This window comes from Paenibacillus sp. N22P23, from assembly GCF_059383735.1.
This window is the reverse complement of the sequence record NZ_JBXENT010000001.1, coordinates 670,995-688,294: the sequence shown is the minus strand read 5'-3', so window position 1 is coordinate 688,294 and position 17,300 is coordinate 670,995. Positions and strand designations below refer to the sequence as shown.

21 protein-coding genes are annotated in these 17,300 nt (G+C 48.8%); 2 read left to right on the top strand and 19 right to left on the bottom strand.

From position 1 onward, the window contains the following. Window positions 1-124 precede the first annotated feature (124 nt). On the top strand, window positions 125-499 hold the full coding sequence (locus tag AC506A_RS03445) for a VOC family protein (protein ID WP_495459571.1): 375 nt from the start codon (window positions 125-127) through the stop codon (window positions 497-499). Between the two features lie 17 nt (window positions 500-516). Here AC506A_RS03445 and fosB read toward each other — a convergent pair whose 3' ends face one another. From fosB to AC506A_RS03355, 18 genes are all read right to left on the bottom strand, one after another. Beyond that, a complete protein-coding gene (gene fosB / locus AC506A_RS03440; RefSeq protein ID WP_495459570.1) occupies window positions 517-939 on the bottom strand; it encodes a metallothiol transferase FosB in 423 nt (140 codons plus the stop codon). A 17-nt stretch (window positions 940-956) separates the two neighbouring features. Then, a complete protein-coding gene (locus tag AC506A_RS03435; protein ID WP_495459569.1) occupies window positions 957-1,544 on the bottom strand; it encodes a hypothetical protein in 588 nt (195 codons plus the stop codon). Between the two features lie 16 nt (window positions 1,545-1,560). Continuing rightward, window positions 1,561-2,148: a GNAT family N-acetyltransferase gene (locus AC506A_RS03430; protein WP_495459568.1), complete on the bottom strand. Its 588-nt coding sequence runs from the start codon at window positions 2,146-2,148 to the stop codon at window positions 1,561-1,563. Between the two features lie 35 nt (window positions 2,149-2,183). After that, on the bottom strand, window positions 2,184-2,663 hold the full coding sequence (locus AC506A_RS03425; protein WP_495459567.1) for an SRPBCC family protein: 480 nt from the start codon (window positions 2,661-2,663) through the stop codon (window positions 2,184-2,186). Window positions 2,664-2,694: 31 nt separating this feature from the next. Then, window positions 2,695-3,186: an NUDIX domain-containing protein gene (locus AC506A_RS03420; protein ID WP_495459566.1), complete on the bottom strand. Its 492-nt coding sequence runs from the start codon at window positions 3,184-3,186 to the stop codon at window positions 2,695-2,697. A gap of 18 nt (window positions 3,187-3,204) precedes the next feature. Next, entirely contained in the window at window positions 3,205-3,711 is a 507-nt protein-coding gene (locus AC506A_RS03415) for a GNAT family N-acetyltransferase (protein ID WP_495459565.1), read from the bottom strand. Window positions 3,712-3,777: 66 nt separating this feature from the next. Next, entirely contained in the window at window positions 3,778-4,296 is a 519-nt protein-coding gene (locus AC506A_RS03410; protein WP_495459564.1) for an NUDIX domain-containing protein, read from the bottom strand. Between the two features lie 16 nt (window positions 4,297-4,312). Continuing rightward, a complete protein-coding gene (locus AC506A_RS03405) occupies window positions 4,313-4,981 on the bottom strand; it encodes an HAD family hydrolase (RefSeq protein WP_495459563.1) in 669 nt (222 codons plus the stop codon). Beyond that, window positions 4,978-5,454, bottom strand: coding sequence for an NUDIX hydrolase (locus tag AC506A_RS03400; protein ID WP_495459562.1), 477 nt, complete (start codon window positions 5,452-5,454; stop codon window positions 4,978-4,980). The genes AC506A_RS03405 and AC506A_RS03400 overlap by 4 nt, the downstream gene beginning before the upstream one ends. Before the next feature lie 339 nt (window positions 5,455-5,793). Continuing rightward, window positions 5,794-6,225 carry an NUDIX domain-containing protein gene (locus tag AC506A_RS03395; protein WP_495459561.1) on the bottom strand — a complete coding sequence of 144 codons (432 nt, stop codon included), beginning with the start codon at window positions 6,223-6,225 and terminating at the stop codon, window positions 5,794-5,796. Window positions 6,226-7,136: 911 nt separating this feature from the next. After that, complete coding sequence (locus tag AC506A_RS03390; protein ID WP_495459560.1) at window positions 7,137-7,619, bottom strand: tetratricopeptide repeat protein; 483 nt, start codon at window positions 7,617-7,619, stop codon at window positions 7,137-7,139. Further along, window positions 7,616-8,236 carry a TVP38/TMEM64 family protein gene (locus AC506A_RS03385; protein ID WP_495459559.1) on the bottom strand — a complete coding sequence of 207 codons (621 nt, stop codon included), beginning with the start codon at window positions 8,234-8,236 and terminating at the stop codon, window positions 7,616-7,618. Before AC506A_RS03385 ends, AC506A_RS03390 begins: the two co-directional genes overlap by 4 nt. A 164-nt stretch (window positions 8,237-8,400) precedes the next feature. Then, a complete protein-coding gene (locus tag AC506A_RS03380) occupies window positions 8,401-8,838 on the bottom strand; it encodes a GNAT family N-acetyltransferase (protein WP_495459558.1) in 438 nt (145 codons plus the stop codon). Window positions 8,839-8,859: 21 nt separating this feature from the next. After that, window positions 8,860-11,268 (bottom strand): RNA polymerase recycling motor HelD, encoded by a 2,409-nt coding sequence (helD, locus tag AC506A_RS03375; protein WP_495459557.1) that lies wholly within the window; start codon window positions 11,266-11,268, stop codon window positions 8,860-8,862. A gap of 224 nt (window positions 11,269-11,492) precedes the next feature. Continuing rightward, complete coding sequence (locus AC506A_RS03370; protein WP_495459556.1) at window positions 11,493-12,155, bottom strand: FMN-dependent NADH-azoreductase; 663 nt, start codon at window positions 12,153-12,155, stop codon at window positions 11,493-11,495. Window positions 12,156-12,302: 147 nt separating this feature from the next. Beyond that, entirely contained in the window at window positions 12,303-12,863 is a 561-nt protein-coding gene (locus AC506A_RS03365) for an MFS transporter (protein ID WP_495459555.1), read from the bottom strand. Further along, the gene (locus AC506A_RS03360) at window positions 12,860-14,338 is read right to left on the bottom strand and encodes an FAD-binding oxidoreductase (protein WP_495459554.1); all 1,479 of its coding nucleotides are present in this window, start codon (window positions 14,336-14,338) and stop codon (window positions 12,860-12,862) included. Before AC506A_RS03360 ends, AC506A_RS03365 begins: the two co-directional genes overlap by 4 nt. After that, window positions 14,335-15,231 (bottom strand): LysR substrate-binding domain-containing protein, encoded by an 897-nt coding sequence (locus AC506A_RS03355; protein WP_495459553.1) that lies wholly within the window; start codon window positions 15,229-15,231, stop codon window positions 14,335-14,337. The genes AC506A_RS03360 and AC506A_RS03355 overlap by 4 nt, the downstream gene beginning before the upstream one ends. A 186-nt stretch (window positions 15,232-15,417) precedes the next feature. On the opposite strand from AC506A_RS03355, the gene thrC reads away from it, so the two are divergent. Then, entirely contained in the window at window positions 15,418-16,686 is a 1,269-nt protein-coding gene (thrC, locus tag AC506A_RS03350; protein ID WP_495459552.1) for a threonine synthase, read from the top strand. A gap of 45 nt (window positions 16,687-16,731) precedes the next feature. On the opposite strand, the gene AC506A_RS03345 is transcribed toward thrC, so the two are convergent. Then, complete coding sequence (locus AC506A_RS03345; RefSeq protein WP_495459551.1) at window positions 16,732-17,298, bottom strand: GNAT family N-acetyltransferase; 567 nt, start codon at window positions 17,296-17,298, stop codon at window positions 16,732-16,734. Window positions 17,299-17,300: the final 2 nt, after the last annotated feature.

Sequence of the window (17,300 nt, the reverse complement as noted above, 5' to 3'; positions counted from 1 at the left end):
GGGCTGAGCTTATTTGTGCTGGACCGATCTATCGAATTCCACTATGATTGAGATGTGAATTCATGAAACTCAGTTGCGTACAATGAAACAACTATCACGTTAAAACGACAAGGAGGAACCTGCTATGCCCCACCAATTCGAAGGCATTGACCATGTTCAGCTCGCAGCACCTGAAGGCTGTGAATCAGCAGCTCGCAGCTTCTACACCGATGTGCTCGGCTGGCCGGAGCTGCCCAAGCCGGAGCCGCTGCGACAGCGCGGCGGCGTATGGTTTCAATGCGGCATCCACCAAGTCCATATCGGGGTGCAGCGTGATTTTGTCGCCGCCACCAAAGCGCATCCGGCCTTCCACGTTCGCGGCATTCATGAATTGCGCAAGCATCTGCTCCACAATCAGTTTCAAGTCATCGATGATGAGGCACGGGTAGACGAAGGCGTCACACGATTCTATGTCGTTGATCCTTTCGGCAATCGTCTAGAGTTTCTAGAGTGGCAGTAATCAAGCCGCGAGACAGCCTACGTGTAGAATGTCATATGCGGCTTCGTGTTTCGGTAATGTGCCAATCGCTCCTCCAGCGTTCCCGTGTGCAGCTCGAATTTATGTCCGTCCGGGTCGGTGAAATAGATGGATTGACGATCCTCCGCTTCTCTTGACCGGCCCGGCAATAGGTTCACTCCAAGACCTTCCAGCTTCGCAAGCCAAGCATCGAAGTCTGATTCTGCGATCGTAAAGGCCATATGCGTGTACGACTCATGAATCTCATTTCGCGGGATGTCCCGCTCTTCATTTAAAGCAATCCACAAACCTAACAAGTCAAAATAAGCAAGTGAGCGCCCGACCACCAGCAGCTTGGCATCAAACACCTGCTCATAGAAGGATACGGAACGCTCCAAACTGGATACAGAGAAACAGAGATGATTCATACGTTCTAGCTGCATAGCTATCTCCCCAACCTCTAGTTATGTAAACAAGCCATCAATTTATCCACGAGGACTTCCTCTTTCAATAAGCAATCCGCATACGGCATAATCGCAAAATACGAAAATACCTCTTCGTCCCCTAGTGTGCAAGCGTCATACAAAATGCTAATATCGAACGTTTTGCGGATTTCACCACCGGCCGCTTGTACAGCAGCCTTCAATGCAGCATACAGCCTCTGAATGTCAAAAGCGTTCTCCAGCGCGAATCTCCCGGCCATGCTGTTCCACCAAGCAAGGAAAGATTGATGGATCTCGTTATAGTGGCGATCATTGTCTTCCTCCTGCACGAACAGCCTCTCGTACACCAGCTCCCGATGCGCTTTGAACATGTTCAGATCATGAAAGGGCACTTCGGCTATACGTGGTGTAGCGGCTTCCGCCCACACCTTCGCAAATTCCATCTCAAAATCAGCCAAGAACGGAATCTCTCGTTCCGAAAGAAAAGGAAATTTATAGCGCTCCTCGCCCTGTCCGCTTCGTTGGTTTAGATACAGATTTTGAATGTACACAAGAAAATTCAAGGTGTAGGCCGTTTCACTCTTCATCGTCAAGGATGGCGACATCCCGCTCCCACCTCACTCAGTCACGTTTTCGATATCCCTTCAACCGCTGGAGCAAGATAGGTTCCGCCAATTCAAAATCATTCCGATAGTGGCCGAAGCTCCCCGTTCGTACAAGCTCAAATCCCGTGCTGAAATATAATCCGACCGCGGGATAGCTCCACGTTTGCGTATGTAAGTAAACATTCTCGTCGCCTTCTGTTTCGAGCAGCCGTTGCAGACAATGACACACAAGCGCCCGGCCAAGACCTAATCCTTGATAACCCGGCTTTACCGACAGCCAGTGCAGCGAAGGGACTCTCTCGTCCCCATCGCCATTCCACCACGCCATGACCGTACCAACGAACTGCCCGTCCGGATTCTGAAGCAGCGTCAACCGCTCCGCAAGCTCCGTCGGATGAATGCTATATTCGTTCTGAAAATATGCCATCGCCGCCGCGGGATCATCAAACTCCCCCACCGAAGTCTCAATCTCGGCCCAAGCCTGCTCAAGGCCAGACGTATAAGGGACAAAAGAATAGCCCGGAGGCAGCACAGCCTCAGCGATCGGCTTACCTGCCGACCTCTTCATAATGATGTTAAAGTAGGGAACCGATTTGTCTAACAAGGTTATATCACCCTCGTTCCGGTTAATCATTCAAGTTACGCTTGAAGCTTCGCCAGCAGCTCGGCAAATCGTTCAAAGAGCTCTTTCGCTCCGGCTTCCATGCCCGATTGAAGCACACCATCTCGGGCGGCAAGCGATGGGAAAATCGATTGCTCCGTCAGCTTCGTTTTGCCATTTGGGAGCTCTTCGAAAGTCACTACAATAAGCCCGGCTTGACCTGGCATTCCTTCAAATTCGAACGTCTGTACAAGTCGCTCAGGCGCAACACTCTCATGATAGACCCCACTGAACGCATACTCATTGCCTCTGCTGTCATGCTGAACGTAACGCCATACGCCGCCTTTTCTGACATCCATTTGGTCCACTCTTGTGGTTAAGCGTCTTGGCCCCCACCAATCCGAAATCGTACTCGGGTCGGTATAGGTCTTGAAAACAAGCTCACGCGGCGCATTGAACGTAACGCTCATAAAATACTCCTGTTTGCCCGGTTCAGCAATCAACGTTGTTTCGATCATTTTGAGAACAGCTCCTTCGTATTAGGTCAGGTTATTGCCTGTTATTAGCATACCGTTCTAGTTGATGGTCTTCAACCAAAGGAATGGATCTTTTCGCGCGGGCGTATTCAATGATAAGTTTACTCATGTTGGGATACAGCGTAATGGTTTCGAGTTCTTGAAGACTAACCCAGCGAACGCCTACCTGCGTCGGATCGGGGATATCCGGCAATCTTGGCACGGATCCTTCTCGAATCGAGCATTCAAAAATAAGATTAAGACAGGGGGTTACCGAATCATACTCTCCAGACTGACGATGCGGTGCAAACTCGTACACGAACGCGATCGGGCCGATATCGATCTCGACATTGGCTTCTTCGCGCAATTCGCGAACCAGCGTTTCCTTAACGGATTCACCTGGCTCGGCACCTCCACCAGGGAGATTGTAATGAAGCCGATCCTTATGTTCGCTATATTCGATAAGCAGTATATGATCATTGTCGATAATAAGAGCGGTAGGCCTGACTCGAATAGGAAAAGACATTTTGCCGTCACCCTCCCTTTATATGTTTTTCCAACCAATCGCCGATTCCAACAATAGCTGCTCACCGATTTGAATTTCTTTGCTCCCGATGACTTCACCGCCAAGCTTAGTATAGAACTGCAGTGATGGATTGTCTTTCAATACCCAGAGCATGAGCGAGGAATAAGATCTGGACTTCATCTCGTCCCGAGCAGCAGCGAACAGACGGCTTCCGCAGCCCTGACCTTGCGCTTCTTTCAACAGGTAGATTGAATATAGCTCTGCTTCGTAACCCCAATCCGCCTCTCGGCTCTTCCCGGCATTCACAAAACCAATAATACGGCCGTTCGCCTCTTCGGCTACGAGCGTAATTTGATCAGGATTGGGATGGTTGAACGTCCATATCCAGTTGCGCATACGACCTTCTAATGTCAGGCCCTCTAAATAGGATTCTGAAACTAGACCAGCATACGTCGTCTTCCAGCTTTCCAGATGGACCTTGGCTATTCCTTCACAGTCAGCAATTGAGGCTTCGCGAATGTTCATCAGACCCACCTACCTATTCGGAAATAAATATACCATTACCAGGATTGGTAACGGTATTACGCCTGTCTAGAAAATAATCGGATCTTGCAATCTTGACCATTGCATAACGGGTTCTTGTTCGTCGTTAAGAGCGATTGTCCCGACCATGACCTCATCGGAATGAGGATGAGCGAAGTAATGCTGCAGCATGAAATGAATGATTTTCGAAGTTCGCAGGTTCAGCAGTTCCCTCTCTTCGACCCACAGCAGCTCGCCTTCCTCAGAGGGCACACACTGCCTGTCATTTGTCCGTCCAAAATAGACGAATTGCTGCCGGATCTCCTCTTCTTTCACACGAAGTAAGATATACTTGAGCTTCAAATCATGGATGTTCTGCTCAGAAATGCCTGATTCCTCCTGAATCTCCCGGAGACAGGCTGTCTTTGGATCATTAAGCTCACTTGGCTCCAGATGCCCGCCTAACCCGGAATAAAACTCATGCTGATAGAGCCTGCTGCTTGTTTTCTTCATCATCAATACATGGTTGTCATGAAATAAGAAAACCGTTGCCATCTGCCTTAGTTCCATGTGGACTTCCTTTCGCATGTTTGTCAGCCACCGCCTACCAAAGTTCCTTAAGAAGTTCTTTCGGGTTTCGCAGTTTATTAAAATCACTTTGCACGTAGGTGTTGAACCAGAAGGCATGATACACGCGCATTCCCGCTCTTGAAGCCCCCTCTAGTTCATTGGATCCTCCATCGCCTACAAATACACTCTCTTCAGGCTTCACCTTCAACCGCTCACATGCGATCTCATAGATTCTTGCATCCGGCTTGCTGCATTTTGCATCAAAAGAGAACACATAATCATCGAAGAACGCCGATATAGGGGATTCCGGCCATAAGGTCACTTCTTCTTCCGTGCAGTTGCTTATTAAGCCAATCTTGATTTGATGGCTGCGAAGGTCAGTTAACAGTTCCAGTATCTCACCTTGAATTGCATGGAAGGGGAGTTTTTTCTCTTCTACTCTTGCTTGGTATAGATATCGAACAGAGTCCTCATTGATCTCCAGATGTCTCGCTAGAGCGATGTCTCTAAGCACTTCCTCGTAAGAGTCGAAATGCCCGTTCATTCGTTGTTCTTGGCGAAGGCTCCACTCTTTCTTAAAGTCAGCGTTTGAGATGCCCAGTAACGTACTGTAATCATAGTTCCGATTCGACATTCTCTTCCCTTGCTCAAATTCAGTGATTAACGTTTCAAACAAATCGAAGAAAACAGCTTTAACGATCAAGTGGTCGCCTCCAAACTAGATTCTGAGCTATCATCTTCAATAAGGTGACCTGACAATATACCAGCTCGCCGAATAATATCGATTCTTTCCTGTCTGCCTTCAATACTCTTTATCATATCAATGGCAGTTTCGAAATTCATCACCACATAACCCGTCTTCTCGTACCCCACAGGCATCTCGGCGAATCTCTTTACTTGAGCTAAATAATAAATCGTATATCCGCTAGACTCCTTCCAGAACCAGCTGGCAAAAGGAATACGTCTCTCTGTCAGTTCAATCCCCGCTTCCTCTAACACTTCCCGATCTAAAGCCTCTTCCAGGGATTCATGAGCTTCCAGCCTGCCGCCTATTGTAGTGAGCACTTTCTCCTCTCGATCCCAAACCATGATCAAGTTGCCATTATCCATAATAGGCACACAATGCACGCCTCCGATTGGATAATCAGTTGGAAGCTCCGTAATGAAAGTCAACATGGTATTGTCCTCCGGATCGTTTGATCTGATTTATTGTAACAAGAGCTGGAGCAGTTTGGTGAGTTCATCAATCGTATTCATGTGCCTGTTGCAGCAAGAAGTCTGTTGTTTACATGGTTACGCGCTAACGAATCCTGAGGGTCTTATTGGTGCGAAATTAGCCCCTTATTAAATCTAACGAATCGTAGAGACGCTATTCAGGCAAAATGGGGAGAAAAAGAGCCTTTTGATACCGAATAAGACCTGTAGCGTTCGTTAGAATTTGGGACCCCTTCTTTTTGTTGAAATAAGACCTCTAGGATTCGTTAGCGTGAGTGACTATGTACCACTGCCCCACACTTAATACAAAATCTCATACTGATCAATCGACTCTTCCTTGAAGACGGTTTTCGTTTGTTGAATCGCATCCTTCAGGCGTTGAATGGTGAAGCTGGAAATCGGCCTCGGCAGTGCTTCCACATCGAAAAATCCATACTGATCAATTTCGTTGTTATCTACGCGTATGGTGCCAACATAGTGATCTGCTTTAAAGGTGTGGATGTATCGGTTTTTATGCGGTTGAAAATAGAGCCCGGACAGCTCCATGTCGCGAACTCTGATATTGGCTTCTTCAAACAGCTCTCTCTCGGCCGCGTTCCAAGCTGATTCCCCATCTTCGACCATGCCGCCGGGAATGGACCATTTCTTCTTCCCATACGTTTGACGAACCAGCAATACTCTGTTCTGCACATCGATGATGATGATTCCTGAAGCATCCTGACCCTTTGGCATGGAATCCCTCTTTTCGAACTAGATAAGATTATATTTACGGTACCGCTACCCTAAAATCCTGCCACACTGCGTTCGTTTCACGCGCCTAGAACGCATGCCCGAACGCTTTCTCGAATAAGGAACGGGCCAAACACATAACCCGCTCGATCTTCTTGATTATCGTCCGGTTTCAGCTTCATATCCTTTACCTGATTGAGCCAATGCAATATCGTTTCCTTATCTTCAACTGCAGCCCGTTCCCCGGAGGAACCATTTAAAAGTTCTATTCTCGTTACCTTCGAAATATCCCCGGGATAGGCCTCCGCAAGGGTGATCGGACGTAATTTCTCAGAACTGCCGCCTCCATGACCGACCTTGGTATTAGTTGTTTCTATATCCTACCAACTTCATGATCCGCAATAATGTTTCACCACGCCTGACAATCTCTCTCTACCAATATCGAATCTTATTCACACGTGACAAGACTGCACAAATCAAATATAAAAGGCAGCAAACGCCAAAAAGGACAAAAATACTGGACGAAAACAGCATGAAAATGCTAAACGGAACACTCCAAATAAACGCAACGAGCATAATGATGACCCGAGAATGTAGTAATCCAATGCCAAATAAACAAGCAGGCAGTACTAACATAAGGAAGGAGTGAGTTGGATCGACCTTGTTCATCCCCTCGAAGTATGGGTCCTTCCAAACTAAAACCATCCAAAGAACTGTCGTGAAGATGGATGCGGCATAACCGACGATTTCGATAAGATGGTTATTCATTTTGTTCAGCATACTGTTCCACCTCCAATAGGATCAATCTTTTGTTGATTATAGCAGGATATGGTAAAAAGGTATATAAAAAGGAGATTGCAACCGCACCCCTTAGGATCAGTTGCACTCTCCTTAACTGTTCTTCTATTCATCTGCTAGTTCAACACTTCATCCAGCTTGTCCGAGTAATAAAGTATAGCTCGCTTATAATCACGAATACCCGCATTCTCGCTCGTTTCGGCGAGCTCCCGCATCATGATGGACATCGCACTGCTGAAATCCTTCAAGTTGTACAACACCATCGCATAGAAGACATTAAGCTCCCTGCACTCCGGAAATTCCGATAGACCCTGCTCGAAGATTTTCATTGCTGCTTCATACTGCCCTAACACGCGAAACGTGCTGCCAAGTCCCAAATATGCGCCTTGTCTGTCTTTACCTGTGATTCCAAGCGCAAGTGCCTGCTGGTAATAGGGGATCGCTTCTCGTTCGAGCTCCATCACATCATGAGCCCAGGCGCATTGATACCACACATGTGGATCGTCCGCGTCCGTCTTCAGCAATTCAAGCAACAGTTGACGAGCCTCTTCCAATTGACCTGTCTCTCGCAGCGCAATAGCCTTATTTAGGTCATTCATGCCTTATGCCCCCTTGCTTGCCAATACCGAAATGAACCATACACCGAAAGCAGAAACACGATATATACACCTGCCACAAGCAGCAACGACTGCCAATCCCCCGAAATGTGATCACCAATGAAAGCAAAAATCAGCATCGCCGGCACTTTGCCGAGTAGAGAAGCAGAGACATAGGGCAAGAAAGGTATCGCCGCAACAGCTGCATACAAATTAACCGCGGTTTGCGGCAGGATCGGCATCAGCCTTGCAAGGAGAATGGAACGGAACGGGTGCTGCTCGACCATCGTCGTCCACCGCTCAGTCAGTTTATAGCGCCGCAGCAGCTCTCGACCTCGTTCACGAAGGGCGTAACGGAACAAGCCGTACATGAAGAGCGCGGCAAGCCACGCACCAATCAAACTGAGCAGCGCGCCAAGAAATGGCCCGTACAGAAAACCCATCGTTCCGATCACGATGCTGAATGGAATTACGGGAATGCAAGCAAGGCCAATTACAAGCAGCAGTATCAACAGAACCGGCGCTTCTCCTGCTTTCATCCATTCCAGCAGCTCAGTTTTGTTATACCAAACAATCGCAATAATTAAAGCATAACAAACGATAATCAATACGCGTTTCAACGCACGTACACCTGCTTTCTATCTCGCGATTATCGCATACTCGTTTCGCAGGTTGCAAGAATGGGTCTTCGAGACGCAGCCTCTTACAAAAAAGACACCTGTAGAGACCGCGGCTTCAAATTGCCGACTGTCTACAGGTGTCTTATCTGTGCATGACGCGCGTATTAGAACACTTTGCGCATATTCACATGCGGAATGTTGGCGTCAAGGAACGGCTCTGTCGATTCCGTCACATAACCCAGCTTCTGATAGAAACCTTCAGCTGTACATTGCGCGCCTAGAATGGAAGACGTATAACCGCACTCACGAGCATCCTGCTCCATCACTTCGATCAACTTCTTGCCTATGCCGTGTCCGCGGTAAGGCAGCAGAACCGCAATTCGCTGCAGCTTCGCTACGCCGGGCTCGTATTCTTTCCATCTTCCGGCCGCAATGGCTTTGCCATTATCCTTCACGACAAAATGATGACAAGCTTCCGGTGAATCATCATATTCGTCCCGCTCCAGATCCGCAGGCACCTTCTGCTCATCTACAAACACTTCGAAGCGTACCGCAATCGCTTCTTCTAACAAATCAGTTGTAATCGCTCGAATATAATCCACGAATAAATACCTCTTTCACATTTATAAAGTATGGACCGGCATGGTGTCAGACCGAGTGCCTGGAACATCGTAGTAAGCTGCCGCTTCTCCAAGCAGAAACGGACTCAGCGTGTCGCCTACTGCAAACAGATGAAGCTCATGCATGGCACGTGTACAAACGGTATAGAACAACCGGCGTTCGCTCTCGCTACCATAACCGGATGCAGCAGCAGATGCATCATATACCAGAACCGCATCAAACTCCACCCCTTTGGCAAGGTACGATGGAATGACGACTATCCCAGGTTCAAAGGTTGTCGTTTCTTTCTCAATCAACCTAACTTTAGAGTCATCACGAAGCGCTTCAAAGGCGATTATGCTTTGCACAGCTGTCTTGCAAATAACGGCAATCGTTCGGTTGCCTTCTGCGGCCAGCTTCTCTATACGAGTATGAATGAGACGATGTAAATCATCAAGATCAGTCGCTAACGTTACAGTCGGCCGGCTGCCGTCCCGATTGAAAGGCTGGATCTCGTTACCGCCAGGAATGAGCTGGCTGGTGAACTCCACAATTGGACGCGTTGACCGGTAGCTCTGCTTCAGCACAACCGTCTCCGTTTCTTCCGTCGGGTATAGGGCTGCCAGTGCTGCAAAACCTGTACTTTCATCTGACACCGTATGCGCATTAATCGATTGATTTAAATCGCCAAGCGCCGTTACTCGGCTAAACGGAAACAACCTCTTCAAATACGCAAATTGGAAGCCCGTGTAATCCTGTGCTTCATCCACCAGTACATGACGCACCGATGTATTCGTCTGGAATCCACGAATTCGCTCAATCACATACAGGAACGGCGTGGCATCCTCATACGCCATGACCCGATTTTGTAGGCGCGAGGTCGTTTGATTGCAGATTTCGGTCCACTCCTGAGGCAATGACTTCCCGATGGAATCAGTCAACCCTGCTGCGAATGTCGGATCACTGAACAGCTTCACATACGCTGCCTTCAGATCTACAAAAGCAAGCTTGCGCACGCGAGCACGAATCGGCTTAAACTGCTCTTGAACGACATAGTGACCCAGCAGCTCACGCTCCCGATCGAAATCGTCGAACGTATCTTCTCTGTTTTTACGATTTTGCCTCTTCAGGCTCTGGTGAGCCTTCAAATACGTATCTTTATCCAGCAGCTCAACCGCTTCGTCCACCCATGCCTCTTCCAGCGCGGCTTTCTGACGCTCCCTTAGTAAGCCGAGCAGCCATTCCGCAACGAGTCGAAGCCGGTTTGGTATCGCAATCGAATCATCAAGCGCATAGAAATAGTCCCTAATCTGATCCGCCGAAACAAGAAGCTCATCGCGAAAAGCAACATCGCGGAACTTCAGCCCTTCTTGACCTAGAACAACTAAATACCGCTCGATCAGAGCGACAAAATCAGTCGATGCTTTGTAGCGAATACCCGCGATCCTAGCTTGATAACCGGGTTCTTGCTCCGCCGTAAGGGCATACTCCAGCTGAGCATATGGATTTTCAAGCTTAAACGATTTCCCCATTCGAATGGCTAAGTATTCTTGGAACGTCGTTTGCTGCATGTTTTCTTCGCCAAGTTCAGGCAATACGGTAGATACGTAGCTGTTGAACATCGGATTCGGCGAGAACAGCACAATCTGATCGGCACTCAGCGTTCCACGGAACCGGTACAGCAAATAAGCCACGCGCTGCAGCGCTGCTGATGTCTTACCGCTTCCCGCCGCACCTTGAACCAGCAGCAGACGGCTTCGCTCATCTCTGATAATACGATTTTGCTCACGCTGAATTGTGCCGACAATGCTCTTCATGGATGCATCAGACTGTTTGCCCAGCACTTCTTGCAGCAGCTCATCTCCGATTGTTACACCGGTATCAAATAAGCTGCGGATCTCCCCATCCTTAATGACAAACTGCCGCTTCAGCTTCAGCTCCCCATTAACGGTTCCCATAGGTGTCTCCACCTGAGCCGGACCTGGAGGATAGTCATAATAGAGACTCGCAATCGGCGCACGCCAGTCATAAATGAGATAATCTTCGTCCTCTGCATCACGAAGCGATGCAATGCCGAGGTAAACTTGATCGACATGGACACCTAAGCCGTCCTCCTGAAAATCAATCCGTCCAAAATATGGCGACGACTTCAGCTTTCTCAGCGTCTTCAGCTGCATCGCAGCTTGACGATGCGTCCGTTCACGCTCCGAGAGAACCTCCGCCTGTTGCTTCAAGCTTGCATAGGATTCCGCCATTTCAACCGAATCTTCGAAGTTGACGGTTACTTCATCCCAGAAATTTTTGCGGATATCGACCATTTCTTCCCTAGTATCCGCCGTTTGTTGCTCCAGTGTTTCGATACGTTGACCGATCTGTTTGACGACCGAGACTACACGTGCTTGTTCTACTTTCCACACCTCATCTTGACTCAACCTAAACCCATCCTCTCTTGAAATAAGATGAACCCGCCCAAGTACCAGCAGAGCCGCAGCCGATTTCATCTCCAGCCTTTAGAGAAAGATACCTTGCATTCTTTACTATTATAGAATTATTATGGTTTCGGCGACAGCCGTATCTTCTTCTATGTAAACACAAGAACTCCCTTCACCACAAGTGCGCTGAAACCAGTGCCTGTGGAGGAAGGAGTTCTTATTCGTTATTTCCTTGCGGCTGCTAATTGGTTGCCGAATACTTTGGCTTCCTTCTGCGCCTCTGCGATCGCCTTTTCCTTAATAGCCGGAGCCTGATCGGGGGCCGCATTCATGCCTTCAACGAAGATGCCTTTGAAATCCGTAATTCCGAAGAACTGCATAATCTTCGATAAGTGCTTATGCCCGCATTCGAAGTCAGCTGCCGGACCTTCGGAGTAGATTCCGCCACTGGCTTGAATATGAATGGCTGATTTGTCTGGCAGGAGACCAACGGGACCTTGCGGCGTATATTTGAACGTCTTGCCCGCGACGCAAATCGCGTCAATATAGGCCTTCATAATCGGTGGATAAGAGAAGTTCCACATCGGCGAAACAAACACATACTTATCCGCCTCGACAAACTGATCCGACAGCTCGCCAAGCCGTGTCACCTTCTGCTTCTCCTCGGCCGATAACTCATCAAAGCTGCCACCGCCCCTCAGCTTCCCCCACCCGCTGAACACATCAGCATCGATATAAGGAATTTGCGTGTTGTACAAATCCAAATGAACGACTTCATCCTGCAAGTGTGACTCTTTGTAGGAATCAATGAATGCTTTGCCGACGGCCATACTATACGAAGCCTGGTGATCATGAGGATGCGCAGTAATATACAGAAGCTTTGCCATAAGGTATTGATCCCTGCCTCTTCGTTAGAATGCGAACACGCTGATTAGAGTGTACCGGCAAGGGGCGATCGATGTACGGCGAAGCGCTGCATGTAAGAAAGTCTTATTGGAGACAATGTCAAAAAGTACAGTATGTTTGTATGACGCTCAGCTTCGTGTATGCACTTCTGCTTCATCCACACGCGAAAGCATAAGTCCACTAATAAACAAGATGACCGATCCCAAATAAAACATCAAATCCAGCGTGAACAAATCAATAAGGAAACCGCCAGCAATAACAGCGACTCCCGAGAAGATGGACACTCCGACATGATAACGTCCGATTTGCTCGCCACGGCGTCCTTCCTCTGTCAGATCGGCTAGAAAAGCCTTTTCACATGTACGCTGCATCGCACCGAACGCGCCCATCGCAATTTGAAGTGCGTATACCTGCCAAATGCTTGTTACGATGGGGAAAATAAGAAACAATACCGCTGTCCCCCAAGCACTCAGCAGTAGAAATAATTTGCGGCCATATTTGTCCGACGATTTGCCAAACCACCAATTCAGATATGCCGAACAGAGCGTAAATAAGCCGTAGGCAATGCCATATTGCGTGAAGTCTCCGCCGATTTCTTTAACGAAAATCAGATAGAACGGGAACACAATTCCTGAACCGAACGTCATCATACTTTGCGAGAGCATCATGAAACGCATCGTCTTCGTCATTTCGCATACCTCGCATAAAATTCATTTTGGAATAGCAGACTCGGGTCTACCCGCCGCTTGGCTTCAAAGAACGCGTCCGTCTTCGGATAAGCGGTTCGAAGCTGCTCTCCGTCTGCAAACAGCTGATACGGCAAATAGTACGTGCCGCCGCTCTGAATCGCTAAGTCGATCAAACGCCGAGTGGATGCTGCAAGCTTCTCTACCTCAGCCGCGGAACGTTTGTTATTAAAGAGCAGCACAAAAGCGAAGCTTTCGTTCTTCGCATAAGAAAGCGTCGACTCCTCGTTCTGTGGCACATAACGAACCGTAATATTGAGCAAATTAAGCTCATCCTCGCGCATAATCGTTCTCATACCATCAACAAAAGGCTTAAATTGATCAAGCGGTACGAAATACTCCTGCAATAAGTCCGTCCGCTGCGTATCGGCGTATTCCATAAACTTGGCTGCCGGGCGCATTGCATTGTTACGTGAGATCAGATCTCCGTCACTAAGAAGATAACCTTTCTTTTGCAGCTTCCAGACAAGCTCCTTTCCCCATTCCCATTTGCGTGACAAGCCAAATACGAACTTCGTAATCCCTGTACTTGCAAAATTCTCCTCTCGAAGCTCCCGCAGATCTTCATCCAACGGATCTTCGGTCCGCTCATACGTAGTGACGAACATGTCTGTTAAGAATGAGTCTGGTGACACCGACAATCGCGCAATCGCCATTACGACAGATGGCTGCTTGCGCACTTGCTTCTTGAAGAGTTCCGGGAAAGCCTCATAATGAACAGGCATCACATGCTGCTTGTAAACCTCATCCTCCGTAAGAGATAACGTGACGTCCAAGATGATACCAAATAATCCATAGCCGCCTATGACATTCGCAAACAGTTCAGGCTCTTCCTCTCTACTCACCTTCACTATATTGCCATTCGCATTCATCAGCCGAAAAGATCGAACCGACTCGATAAATGGACCTTCGTGAATATCCCGCCCATGCGCATTAACGCTCATTGTGCCGCCTACGGTGAACAGATTTTGCGATTGCATGATTCGAGGTGAGAGGCCATAGGGATTCAGCGCCTCCTGTACTTGCTCCCAAGTCGCACCGCTTTGGACGGTTATTTCTTTACGCTTCACGTCAAGTCGGAGCACCTGATGATAGGGCTTCATATCCAGCACGATCGCATTCTCTATGAAGGTTTGTCCCCCTTGGCTGTGATTGGCCCCGGAAACAGAGATCGGCAGTCCTCTTCGTTTGGCTTCCTCAAGTGCCCCCTTAATATCTGCTGTTTCTTGCACATGAACTGTCTTAAAGATACGAACCTCCATAAGGCGACTAACATCACTCGCATACGTGTTATCCTGAGCATGAAGCCGGGCGATGATCGATCCCGCCAGCATACAAACATAGATAAAGACTACTAGGATTATGACAGGCCGACTTAGAAACTTTCGATTTGACCTCTCAGATTCGACATCGATCAAACCATCACCTCCGCTTGCTTCATGATCACATCGATAAAATGCTGAGCAGCAGGCGGCAGCGATTCTCCTTCCCTCGTATACAGAACAATCGGATTGCTAAGGTCCGCCCCTTCCACCTCTACTCGGGCCAGCTCACCACGTAATACGGCACGATTCGCTTCAAGTGAAGATACGAACGATACTCCGAGTCCTGCTGCAGCGGCATGAATCGATTCATGTACGCCGCTCACCTGCAAGGCCGCTCTAGGCAAGCTAGTACCTTGAACGCGGCATAAAGAAAGCAGTCTCTCTCGCGCAGCACTGCCCGGTTCACGCATGATGAAAGGCTCTTCCATAATCGTTGCAAAAGTTACACGCTGCCCTGCATATCGATGATTTGCCCCTACGACAAACCAAAGCTCATCCTCAAGCAGTAGCGTCCGATCCAGTCCTGGACGCGAATCTCCCCCGCCTCCAATAACAGCGAGATCCGCCTTATAATGTTGAAGAGCCCCAAGCGCATCGCTTGCATTCAGCGTCTGTATGGAGACATGAACCTCCGGATAAACAGACTTGAAGGAAACCAGCTTTTCCGGAAGCAAGAAGTTGGCTGGCAAAGAAGTAGCCGCAATGCGAAGCTCTCCTGCTTCACCGGAGCGGTATTGATCGAGATCACGCGCGATTTCATTCTGGAGCGCAAATAGTTTAGCCGCGTGCTTGGCCACACGCTCACCTGCTTCAGTGAGTAAAATCCCTCTTCCTTTCGGCGCCAGCAGTGTGAGTCCAAGCTCAGCTGCCATATTGCGTACATGTGCAGTAACTGCCGGCTGGCTGATACGAAGGATTTCAGCCGCTCTTGTAACACTGCCCGAAGCAGCGACATGGTGAAAGACAATAAATCCGTACAGGTTCATCGTTCGTTAGAGCCTCCCTATTGAGACAGACAGCTAGCCTTAGCAGTGTTTATCATAATTATAAGTTATGTTAACCGTAAAACTCTGTATTGGAATTATTAATGATTCCAATTTATTGTATGAAGTATGAAGCGGCTTCACAAGCGAACAAACATTAAAGAACAGCTAAAGGGAGGCATGGCGTCGATGCAGGCAGCTTGTATTGAATGTGGAGCCCTGGTGGTGCTAGACCAAAAACCGATGCAGTATCATTGTATATGCGGGGGATTACTGCGAATCGTTCATGATTTCAGTCAGGCGGATGCTGCGCGGTTGAAGCGGATATTCGATGAGCGGCGCGGGATGCGAAACTGCATCGCGGCCAGCGGCGTGTGGCGGTATAAGGAGCTCATTGCTCCTGAACTGCCGGAGGCTGCCGTTGTGACTAGAAACGAAGGCAATACGGGGTTGTACGAACCGGCACCGGTACGGGAGTTTGCCGGTGTTCGCCGCCTATACTTGAAGGCTCAAAGCGAGAATCCGAGCGGTTCTTTCAAAGACAATGGCATGGCCGTTGCCGTGTCACACGGCAAGTGGCTCGGCTACTCTACCTTCGCCTGTACCTCAACAGGGAACACCTCTTCATCACTAGCCATGTATGCGGCTGCAGCGAACATGCAGGCTATGGTTCTAGTGCCGAGCAGTGAGGTATCACCTAATAAAGTGCTGCAAACACTTGCTTATGGGGCAACGGTAAATACGTTTAGCGGCACCTACGACGACGGCATTCAATGGCTAAGCAGCAATGCCGAGCAGCTTGGCATGTATGTGTGCAATTCCATTAATCCGTTGCGTATCGAAGGTCAGAAAAGCATTATTTTCGAGCTCGCCCATGATCTCGACTGGCAACTGCCTGACTGGATCGTACTTCCGGGAGGCGCACTCAGCAATGCAGCTGCACTTGGACAAGGATTGCAAGATCTGTACACACTAGGGTTTATAGATAGGCTGCCACGAGTAGCCGTCATTCAAGCTGAAGGTGCAAGCCCCTTCCATCGCATGGTCGCAGCCTCACTTCGCACGCTCACATCAGAGCTGAAACCTTCGACGCGGGCGTCCGCGCTGAATATCGGTAACCCGCCGAGCTGGCTCAAGGCGCTGCGCATGCTCGATATGACGGATGGCGTAACCGCAGCTGTCAGTGACGCAGAGATCATGGAAGCCAAAGCCTGCGTCGACCGAAGCGGCATCGGCTGCGAACCCGCTTCCGCGGCGGCTGTCGCCGGGCTTCGCATACTCGTGCGAGATGGCATCATCGCGCCTGAGGAAACGGCAGCGTGCATCCTTACCGGCAGTATGCTTAAGGATACGGATGCCATCCGCGAGTTCCATATCGACGGGGGGCTAAGCGCTCCACATTTGCGAAATGCCATTCGCTCCGTTACACTTGGCCGCAATGACATACTAGTGGAATAAAAACAGGCTGAGCGGGAAGTTCCGCTCAGCCATTTTACCAACTACCTACTTTCTCCAATGCTGTTTATTCAACCTGTAGGAATTAAATCGCTCATCATCCATTTCGATGATCCCTTGGAACGTGAACCCGCATTTATCGATGACTTTATTCGAAGGTTTGTTTCGCAGAAGCGCTACCGCATTAAGCACCTCAACATTGGAATGCTCGAATAAGTACTGAATTAACCCTTTTGCCGCCTGCGTGGTATATCCTTTTCCCCGATGATCCTTTGAAATTGCATACATGATCTCACGGTTAGGAGCCGGCAGTTCGTCCTTCATTCCCGTACAGCACCAGCCAATAAGCTCTCCCGACTCTTTATGAATAATGCCCAAACGAAGGCGCAATTCACCAATGTCGCCGCTTTCGTCTGATATGGCACGTAGAAACGCATTATTTTCCGGTATTTCGTAGTTGATGAACCAATCTTCTCGTTGCTCTCTCGAAACATTCCAGCCAGGCAGAAATTCATGAATTTCCGGCTGCCAGGTCAGGGAATGGAAAGGCTCCAAATCCGCAGCTATAAATTCTCTTAGCAAGACGTCCTCACACTCAATCGTAAAAAGGTTCATTC